2 protein-coding genes are annotated in these 12,379 nt (G+C 31.6%); both read left to right on the top strand.

What is annotated here, in order from left to right; genetic code table 11:
* The first annotated feature begins 54 nt into the window (after positions 1–54).
* A complete protein-coding gene (locus ACKI2P_RS06290; protein ID WP_407376037.1) occupies positions 55–5,757 on the top strand; it encodes a right-handed parallel beta-helix repeat-containing protein in 5,703 nt (1,900 codons plus the stop codon).
* Between the two features lie 167 nt (positions 5,758–5,924).
* A partial coding sequence (locus tag ACKI2P_RS06295; RefSeq protein WP_407376039.1) for a hypothetical protein occupies positions 5,925–12,379 on the top strand: 6,455 nt, incomplete at its 3' end.

Below are 12,379 nucleotides of genomic sequence, written 5' to 3' on the forward strand. Positions count from 1 at the left end.
GGTGAAAAAATAAGGAGAAAAATATTGATTTCATTAATGTTTATTTGTTTGATAATGTTATCATTAAACTTTGTTGCTGCAAATAATCAAACGATATCGGAAAATGAAAATGTATCTTTAACAAGCGAGCCCATACTTCAAGCACAAAATGATATTCAGATTAAAGATAATTTAAGTGCTGTAGAAGAAGGCAAAATAATTGAAATTACACAAGATAATTATGAAAATTATTTCAATGCCAGAACAGGAAAAATATTATCTTCCGCCAGTATTTCAAGTGGAGATACATTGAAAATTGGAAATATTTCCGAAAGAGCATTTGTTATTGATCGCCAACTGACTTTAATGCCCATTACTCCCTATGATCAAATAAAAAACGGTTTTATACATTTGATTAAAGGAAGTGACGGATCCACAATTACAAATTTAACTATTAATAATACGAAAAATACATTAAATATTCGAGGTGTTACTGTAGGTCAACTACACGGCATATGGTTATCTCATTCCAACAATAACCTTATTTCTTACAATACAATAAGAATAGCAAATTCTGGAGGAGTTTATGCTATGCCTATGGGATGGTCTAGTAATAATCGTATTATTTACAATGATATGAAAACTTACATAAGTACAAATATTATTATGGGAGATTCACATTATAACCTGATTTCACATAATAGCTTAGAAGTATTGTCCTATTCAGACATGTCAGTTACAAATCTGATTTACTTCAATCCATTTAGTCATGCGGATTATTCTGGAAGTCCATTATGTAAAGGCAACATAATTTCCTACAATTATTTGAAAGGTTTTTGTACATTACCAATGTCAATAATTTTGCAATTTGAATATGCAAGCCACGACGGCACAGTTGTTGCAAATAATACGATTATTAAAGGATCAATCGGAATAAACCTGAATGGAGATAATGTTTCAGTTTATGGAAATACAGTTACTGACAGTGGCGTGGGTATTTCTGTAAGCGGGAAAGATTTTACTGTCAGAAACAATACCGTAAGCGGAACAAGTCAGCAGACAGGAATTAGAGCCAATTGTATTGAAAATTCAAAAGGTATAATATATGACAATAATGTGACATTCAGTGATGTTTCTGTCGGTATGTCATTAACAAACAATATTGAAGCATATAACAATAACATCAATATTAAAAATTATGGTGTAGGCATTTCACTGTCCGGTGAAAATACTACTGTCCATCATAATAATATTAAAAATAATCATGACGCAGGTGTTTCAATATTGGGCAGCTATAATACAGTTACTAAAAACATTATAACTACTAACAGTATAGGTGTGACAATACCATCTGCATTAAACACTAATGTAAGATATTACAACAACACAATTACTGACAATAAGATAACCAGTGAAAGCTATGGTATTTCAATTGAGGGTCTGGTGTATAATTCAATTATTAAAAACAATATCATTGAAACAAATATGACCGTAGGTATAAATATACAGATTACCGATAAGAAGTCCAATACCGAACTGGACAATATTGTAAATGGAGTTATTTTAAACGCTACATCAATTATTATCAATGACAATAACTTCCACCAGTTCTTCGATGAAGAAGGATATTTCGTTTATGAATTTGAAGAAGATAGTCCAAAAGTTATCTTTTTAACATTTTTAACAAATAAAAATCTGATTTTTGATGAAAAAATCACTGTAATCAGTAATAAAATGGATAATCTTCTGTTCAATGTTACAGTGACATTTGAAGGTGATGCAGAAGGATCTGTTCTAAGAGATTTTAATTTCATCAACTACGATAAAGAAGCTGTCATTATAAATAATGTTGATGATGTTACTGTCAGCAATAATAATATTACAGACATCTATAAGAAAGGAAGCAAGTCAAATGCTGCTGTTTTAGTTCAGGGCGTTTGTAATAATGAAATTATTTCAAAAAACAATATTTACATAAATGCCAAAACCGATTATGTTTATGCTATAACAGCACCTGCTTTAAATTCTAATGGAAGATTAAACAGAGAATTCTCAAAAGGATTTGCTATAAATGACAATACTATAATTATCATTTCAACAGGAATGGCAGAAGCAATTTATACTGATGCAATAGCTTTTAGTGAATTTAACAATAATAAGATTAACATTAAAGCTAATGGTTATGCATATGGTATTGCTCTTGCAAATTTAATAGGTAAGCTAACTAACAACAGCATTAAAAACAATGAAATTGTAATCTACACAGATGAAATGGCTTATCTGATTGAGTTACACATGACAGAAAACACTACAGTAGCAAACAACACATTATATGGTGAAAGTAATGGAATATATGGCGTTGGAGTTTACAGTTCATCCAATGTGACAATTGAAAATAATAGAATTTCAGCATTTGGTGGAGATTTGAAAAATATAAAGTCAATTGAAGACGTGTTAGGTATTGGAAATGCTGCAATTTCCACAATCAGTTTTGTAAATAATATTACAATAAATAACAACTTGATTACAACCAATATTACAAATCCGATTTCTAAAATCAAGGCAAATAATGAATCCAAGGTAAATATATCTTCAAATTCATACATTATTAGCAATAATAACTTTAACACATTTTTCAAGAACAATGAGTTTATTAAAGGAAATATTGAGGAAAATGCAGTACTGTTATTATACAACATTACAAACGGCCAAAAAATGGAGATAAGCACTCCAATTGTTATCAGCTCATATAACAACAATATTCCAACTACTGTATCATTGATACTGAATAAAGCTTCAAATGTAACAATTTGCAATATCAACTTTGTAAATTCAACAATTGAACTTAAAAGTTCATCCAACAATAGTATAGTAAATAATAGTTTTGATTCAGCAAAACAAAACGTCCTGATTATTAACAATGGTGAAAACAATACCTTTGCAAACAATACAGTCAATATGAAAGGTGAAAAGATTTCCGCAATTCAATTGACAAAAACAAAATCCAATAATATTCAAGATAATGAGTTTAACCTCAAAGGAGATAGTGTTAAAGCAATAATATTAGATTCATCAAGAGATACAGTCATTGAAGGAAACATCATTCTTTCAGATGCAAATGATTTGATTTTCATCGAATCATCAAAATCATTCTATGACAACATTACTAAAAACACATTAAGAGGTAATGCATCATCAGTATATGGATATTATGCAAGCAATTCCAATTACGGATACCTTGGTGAGAATATAATTGAGATTAGAGGAACATCAAACATAACTGAACAGTCAGGAGTTTATTTCAGAGGTTCATCAATGAGAAATGATGTAATCAACAACCATATTGAATCATTTTCCAAAAATGGTGATGACTATGCCGTTATGGTAATAGCTAACAATAATCTTCACAACATCATTACCAATAACTTCCTGATAAGTTCCAATGGAGCCAAAAGGGCAAATGAAGCTGTTTACAGTAAATATGGAACTATTAAAGACAATACACCTATTGACCTTTATGTTTCAGCTAACGGCAGTGATGAGAGTGGAGACGGAAGCATTTATAATCCATACGCTTCAATCTCAAAAGCTTTAGAAAACAGTTTAACTCATGCTATTATTTATGTGGGTTCAGGACAGTACAATGAAAGAAATTTAATCATTAACAAGAACGTTACAATACACAGCAATGGTGAAAACGTTATAATTGATGCCCAATCTGGCCAATTATTCAATATCACTCAAAATGGAATTCTTTCAATTAACGGAATAATTATTCAAAATGCCCATAATACAGATGGAGGATCAGCATTTATAAATAACGGTAAGTTATCCATTTCCAATTCAATTATTTGCAATTCCTCATCTTACTACGACAATTCCCATCCTGTATTTGACCATGACATTGAAATAGATGAAGATGGAGAAATGAAATCTGCCCACACACTTAATTGTAGTGGAACAGGTAAAGGAGGAGCCATATTAAATAATGGGGAATTATACATTAATTCATCTTTATTTTACAATAATTTAGGCCATATCGGAGGAGTTATCGCTGATTACGGTAAATTAAATATTGATTCATCAGTATTTTACAGAAATCAAGCAGTTCATGGAGGAGTTATATTTACTAACTCAAATAATGAAATAAACATTAAAAACTCATTATTCATGAACAATACCGCATTGACCTCCCTTGATTATTGTACCGTAAGAATTGCTGGAAGCACATGGTCAATCGATAAAGGATACACTTACACTTACTCTTCACTTTGTGAAAATCCTGTTGGTGAAGGAGGAGTAATATACAGTAAAAATACAAGCATCCTAATGGAAAATTCAACATTTAAAGATAATAGCGCAAAAATAGGAGGAGTAATATCCTCTCCGCTTGACAGTTTGACTTCACGTTCAAGCAACACAAATGTTAATTTAAAAATCAATAACTGTGAATTTATAAACAATAGAGCAAATGATACAAGAAAATCTTCAGGATCTATTGATTTAAACAATTATCGCTATTACAGTGGATTTAATGGTGGAGTAATATATGGAGCTTATAACAACTTAGAAACTACAAATTCAGAGTTCTATTACAATCAGGCAACCAATAATGGTGGAGTAATCTATGCAAAAGCTAATGATGGGAAACTTTTAGATTCAATATTTATGCTAAATACTGCAGGAACAAGCGGTGGAGTATTGGAAATCTCTAAAAATTTCATCATAGAAAGATGCATAATCTCAAATAATTCAGCCAGATACGGCGGTGCTATCGAATACAATTCATATGAATACTACGGCCATGTTCAAAACCACATTAACATTTATAACTCTACAATATCACATAATAGAGCTTTAAATGGTGGTGGTGCATTTAACATAGGATATGCAAATATTACTGTACGTAATACAAATATTGTTGATAATGTAGCGCCTGGAGGGAATACATTCCATTCCACAGTTATTGGAGGCGAGCAGGACATTGATATGAGATATAACTACTGGGGAAAGAACGGTCCAGATGATTCTGTATGGAAAGCAATGAGTCGGGACAGCTTCTATCCAATTACAAGAGAAATGATTAATTGGAATCCTCAAGTGATTGATGATAAGCCTTCAAACCCTACAATTGACGTTAATCCTGATGATGATTCTAAAGGACATGGAGGAAACGGAGGTAAACCTTCAGTTGACTACAAACCAAGTTCAACAGAATCAAGTACTTCAACTGGTAGAAATATTGGTGGAAACGGAAATAATGACGGCAGTGGAAACAGCTATGGCCCTGGAAGCGGTACTGGCGGAACAGGTAGCGGTACCGGTCATCCTGGAACACCGTATAATCCAGGAGAAGGTGGAAACACAAATGCATACGGACATATTCCTGGAAATACTTATACTGGTCAGAAAGTAACTGGAAACTACAATTCAAGTTCATCAAATGCAAACTCAAAGGTTGATGGAACAACAGATTCCAACAGTCAAAGCAAAGTGAACAGTTCAAATCATGACTCAAGCTTGTCTACAGTTGGAATGATAGCAAATGCCGCTGCATCATCAAGTTCTGATGGCGGAGGCCAGGGCGAAGCTTCCAGCACAGAAGACAGTTCAGAATCCGGTGCACAAAGTGTAAGTAAATCCTATGAAATAAAAGAAAAATTGGATGAAATAGTTGATGATGATAAATCAATGATGACATTTATTGCCTTAGCAATAATTGTATTGTTGTTATTAATTATCGGTTATAAACGAAAAGAACGGGAAAATGAAGAATAATTCATTTTTCTTTTCTACTTTACTTTTTTTTATGAAAACTTTTTTATAAGATATTTTAATAAATGTATATTATAATTGACTATTTTATAAAATTTGTTGAGGTGTTATTAATTTTTAATAAGAAAATCACATTAGTATTACTATTATTAACAGTAATGCTATCATCCATGATGGTTGTTAGTGCTAATAATGATACTGCTACATTTATAGAACCTAATGATGAACTAAATATAAATGAAATATATGTAAGCCCTAACGGAAGTGATAAAGAAGGAATAGGAAGTACTGACTCTCCATTCCAATCAATAACTCATGCAGTTGATATGGCTGGCAACAACTCCAAAATTATTTTAAAAGACGGAACATACAGCGGATCATTAAACACCAACATTAACATCAACAAATATTTAACAATAGAAACTCAAGGAGACGTTACATTAAATGGTGAAGGTAAAAATTATTTCTTCAAAATAAATAAGGGTTCATCATTGATACTGAATAATATAAAATTCATTAATGGTTATACTGACTCATATTCACAGTTAGGAGCAATTAAAAATCAGGGAAAACTACTGATTAACAATACTTCATTTAGTAAAATGAATACAATAATGTCAACATTTTACAATGAAGGCGAATTAATAATTGATAATTCAATCATTTCAAATTCAAAATCCAAAAATATTGCAAAAAGTATCACCAATTTAGGTGACTGTACAATATCCAATTCAAAATTGAATGATGCAATCGCAAGCGATAGTGATTTGCCTAATATATATAACTTTAAAAATATCGACATTGTTGAATCTCAAATTTCACATTTAAAGTCAAATGACGAATACGATCCGTCAGCGTATCAGACAAGCATAATCCTAATTAAAAATTCAACATTAACACTCATAGAAGCCGAAAAAGCAGACATAAAACTTTTAAATTCAAACATTAACAGACGCTTTTCATTTAACGGATGTACTGTATATGTTGACAGCAGTAAAATCCTTCCGACTTCAGCACTGTTTAACACATTATCAATCTTTAAATCAAATTTTACAGCAATTAACACAATTTTTGATGCACCCATATCAAGCGGACATACAAACTTTAACATAACCTATTCATCCATTTTACATGGAATTTTAGGTGGAGGAGATAAATCAATATTATATGCCCCTTACAACTGGTGGGGAATAAATTCAGGCCCTGAAATAGAATATTTCAAAAATATAGATATAAGCAACTGGGCCATAGCGTCTTTTGAAATAGAAGACGGGAACAATTCTATAGGAACTGCATCAAAATTTATTACATCATTTAAATGGTTTGATGGAAACAATAGCTTAGATTTAAAAGAAAATGAATCAATCCCAACACGTCAAGTTCACTTTGAAGCACAAAACGGAAGATTTTTATACGCAACCGGAAGCTTAACAAAATCATTTGAAAACTATCTGATTGGAAATACACTGGACTGCAGCGTTTATTCAATCGTGGACAATCAGAAATTAACTTTAACAATCGGAAAGGGATATTCCGCATATAATTATTTTGTAGCTCCATGGGGAGAAGACCGACCTGAAGCAGGAAATCTAGAAAATCCATACAGGACTCTCGGATATGCCATATCGCAAGCTGTAGACGGAAATACAATATGTTTACTTGAAGGAATCTACAACGGCAGTGAAAATTCAAAATTATCTATTTCAAAAAACATTACAATAATCGGACTTGGAAACGTTAAGTTTTTAAGGGTAAACGGTGCCAGCATAATGACTGTGCGGGAATTAGGAAAAGTTGTTGTTAAAAACATCGATTTCGGTTGCGAAGCAAGAGAATATAATGATAACCTGTTTACAGTTATAGGAGGTATTTTAAGTATTGAAAACTGCACATTGAGCTCAATTAGTTCCGGATCGGTTATTTATTCATCCCCTGGAGTTAGCAATAACGGTTTAATACAAATAAGGAACACTAAATTCTCAGACATTAAAGGGTCTGTTGTTAGCGGACCTGCCAAAGTCAATGTAGATAATTGTTCTTTTGAAAAAATTTCCAATTTCTATTCAGTTGCAGGAATGGAAAATTACAATGCACTCTTTACAGTAACATCCTCAATTGAAATTTACAACTCCGAATTTATGAACAACACTATGGGAATCATAACCCTTCACCCGTACACATATTCAGGTTCCGGATTACTTGGAGCTTCAAATTCCCAATATTCCGCCCAGAAGAGATACGCATATATTGAAAATTCAACATTTACAAACAACATCTTTACAAATATGGGCAATTCCTACTCAACCATAGGCATAGGATTTGATATTGCAGACAATTACGGAACATTTTATGGATATATAAACAACTGTACCTTTAAAGACAACACCGGAAAAATAGCTAAGGCAACTTCAGTTAATTCCTCCTCATTTTACAACAATCATGGTCTTGATTATGGAGGCAAGGCTTTAATTGAAGCTGAATTGATTAACAATTCCGTTTTTATCAGCAATCTGAACAGATATACTGACTATAGTCAGGCATCCTACGGTGAAGGAATAGTCAGTGCACAGACAATCACCTATTCAACATTCATAAACAACAAAGCATCATTCGGTGGAGCTGTTTCAAATTCAAAAGAAATTCACTACTGCGTATTTGTAAATAACACTGCACTTTATTCAGGTAATGACGTCTATTCAAATTCAGGTGACGTTGACTATTCAAGCAACTGGTGGGGAGACAATAAAAAGCCGGATGACTCAAAAATATTTATTTTCCTCGGAAATTTAAAATTAACCGACTGGGTAATAATGACATTTGAATCATACCGTGAAAATATTGTTGAAGCATCCCTTGACAATTTAATAGATGATGACGGAAACATCAAAAAAATTGGAAAAATACTGCCTTCAAGACCTGTTTATTTCGCTATTGATTTGGGAAACATTACACCACACTTTGATTACCTTAAGGAAAATGTTGCTTATGCAAATGTAAGTTATGATTTAAATTCAAGTGATTTTAAGGTATATGCAACTATTGACAATCAGGTTTTAGATTTAAACCTTAGAAACACAAATACAATGATATTAATGGAGAATGTTACTGTTAAGGGAAACGACAACAAATATTATATTGATTTGATAAATGCAAACGGTTTTAAAATTGCAAATCAGACTTTGACAGTGCAGATTATTAATTTAAACAATGAAAGTAAAGTGTTTACAATTAAAACCGATGATAACGGCCGTGGAAGTTTCGACATAGACTATCCTACCGGAAAATATAACGTTCTTGTCAATTACTATGGAAACGGATACTATGAAAAATCAAGCGCTTTGGCAAAAATTGAAGTTGTAACATCATTTACTGAAGTCATATCATACAACTACACATATTATGGTAAGAATAATGTATTTTATGGAATTTTACATGATGAAAACGGTAAAAATTTAGTTAACTACAATTTAACATTTACAATTATCTCCCCTAACGGAGAGAAAAGAACAGTCACTTCAAATACTGACTATTACGGTAGAAGTGAAATCATACTTAATCTGGCCGTTGGAGAATATGACATTAAAGTAGAATATCTTGGAGATTCATGGTATGCATACAGCTCAAATTACTCCCACATAATAATTAAACATGTCAATTCAACTATGATAGTGCCTGATGTGACATTATATGGTGAAGGAAACCTTTATAATATCACATTAAAAGATTCTTATGGAACTTTAATCAGAGGAGAAAACATTCAAGTTGCGATATCACAGGGAAACCTAACAGACAATTTCATATTGCAAACAAATGAAAATGGAATAGCCAGCTTAACCATAAACTATCTTCCGGGAACATATAATGTTAAAGCAACTTACAAAGGAGATGACATTTATGGTTCTGCTGAGGATTCAGGTAAAATAACTATTAATAAGGTATTAACAATAGTTTCCGGTTTCCATCATAAAACAATTCCTTTAAATGGTCTTTATACTGTTGTTTTAAGCGACATGTATGGAAAAAGGATAAACAATGGAACTGTAACACTAAACTGCTATCAGGGAAAGCTAGTCAAAACCTACACCAACACTACCGATCCTAACGGAGAAGCTTCATTTATAATCGATTTGGCTGAAGGAACATATCTAACAACAATAGATTATGATGGAAGTCTATGGTATAGTGATGCAACAAATGCGGCAACAATAGTAGTTGATAAAAATGCAGTTCTTGAATCTGTACGTCTTAATGCAACAGATTTAGTGCAATACTATGGTGAAAACAAATTCTTTGCAATTGATTTTAACGATCCTAATGCATATGACCAATATGGAAAAACAATAACCGTGAGCATATCTAATGAAAAATGGTCACAATCTTTTGAAGCTGTAACAGATGCATTCGGTACTGCACGTTTACAGATAAAATTAAACCCTGGTGAGTACAATGTCACCTACAAATACTCCAATCCATATTATAATATTTATGGAAGCGGTACAAATAAAATAACAATCTATAAAATGCCAGTTAGTTTAACAGCTAATGACATAATCATGAATGTTAATGATCAAAGACTGTTCGAGGCAACATTAAGAGATACTAACGGCAAAGCGATTTCAAATATGCAGATTCATATGAAATTAAATAAAAATGAATACGATATTACAACAAATGATAAAGGAGTAGCTTGCCTGCCTCTTAATTTAAATATAGGGGAATATGAAATCGAATACAGTTTAACTCATCCAAACTACATTTACTCATCAAATACAAATAAGATTTTAGTTGTTGACAGCGAACAGACATCTACACAAATAATTGCCCAGGACATTAATGAAGATGAAAATAATCTGATTAATTTCACATTAACATTAACAGATTGCCTTAATAACGGCATATCATACAGCGAAGTTACACTTGAAATTATTGACTTGGAAGGAAAAACAGTCAAAAAGATTAGTGACGTTACTGATGCAAATGGTAATGTTATATTTAAGTTCAATTTAGATTCTGGAACATATACACTTAAATCAGACTTCAAGGGAAATGATTTGTATTTAGAAAGCAGCAACGTTAATATAGCTAATATCAAAACCAGTGACAATCGTACAAAAACCGTGATATATACAGGTGATGTTCAGATTACCGCTAACGATACATTCAATATCGTTTTATGTGATGAAAACGGGAAATTTATTTCAAATAAAGAGATTAGATTCATTTTTGAAAACATGACCTATAGCACAAAAACAAACAGCAAAGGAGAAGCTTTCGTTAAAGTTGACGTATCATCAGGAATACACAACATTAATGTAGTCTTTAATGGCGATGACAATCTAAGACCTAGCTTCAATAAGGTTAAATTGTATGTTTCCAATTTATCTACAAAAATTTATGCTCCTAGCTTAGTAAAATATTACAGAAATTCAACTCAATTCCATGCATTGCTTACAAGCAATTCTGGAACCCCACTAGCTAATCAAATAATCACTGTAATATTGGATAATTCAATATACAACTGCACTACAAATGAAAACGGCTGGATAACATTAGACATTAACTTAAAACCAGGCCACTATGATGTGGAATGTCATTTTGCAAATGAAAGCTCTGAAGAATATTCATTCAATAAAACAACTATTGATGTTTTAACAACAATATTAGGTCAAGACGAAGTTAAAATTTATGGCGATAGCCCATATCTAACTATTAAGTTCTTGGATGGCCTAGGAAATGGAATCAAAAATAAGGATTTCGTAATAGGAATTGACGGGAAAAATTATTTTGCAACCACTAATGATGAAGGAATATTCTACTTTGATTTGAATTTAAATGCTGGAAATCATGTCATTTCATTTATTAATCCTTTTGATGGATTATCTGAAAGCTATAAATTGACAATAAAACCAACAATAATAGTAAATAATTTTTTAAAAGTATTGGGAGACGGTAAATACTACACAGCAACATTTTATGATAAAAATAATTCACCAGTGCCAAATAAAAACGTTAACGTTATCATTAATGGAATAAATCACACCTACAAAACAGATAGTCAGGGTAAAATAAAATTAAGCATGGAATTTAATCCCGGCAGCTATCTTGTTACAGCAATAAATCCTATAACTGGAGAATTTGTAGAAAAAACAGTTAAAGTGCTTAGTCCAATAAGTGAAAATAAAGATTTAACAATGTATTTCACAAGCGGATCTAAATTTAAAGTGCGCATCATTGCCGCAGGCGGAAAAGCTGTCAGTGCAGGAAAAACTGTTAAATTTAAAATTAATGGAAAAACATATACTGCTAAAACAAACAAAAACGGTTATGCATCATTAAAAATTAACCTGAAAGCTAAAAAATACACAATAACAACCCAATATGGAAAATATAAAGCAAAAAATAAGATAACAGTTAAACCTTTATTAACTGCAAAAAACATTTCCAAAAAGAAAGTTAAAAAAGTTACTTTTAAAGCAAAACTGGTTACAAATAAAGGAAAAGTAGCTAAAAACAAAAAAATAACCTTTAAATTTAAAAACAAAAAATATACTGCAAAAACCAATAGCAAAGGAATAGCTACCATTAAATTAACTTTAAGCCCTGGAAAATACAAGATATATTCCAT

The sequence above is a fragment of the Methanobrevibacter sp. genome, from assembly GCF_045541095.1.
GTDB lineage: Archaea > Methanobacteriota > Methanobacteria > Methanobacteriales > Methanobacteriaceae > Methanocatella.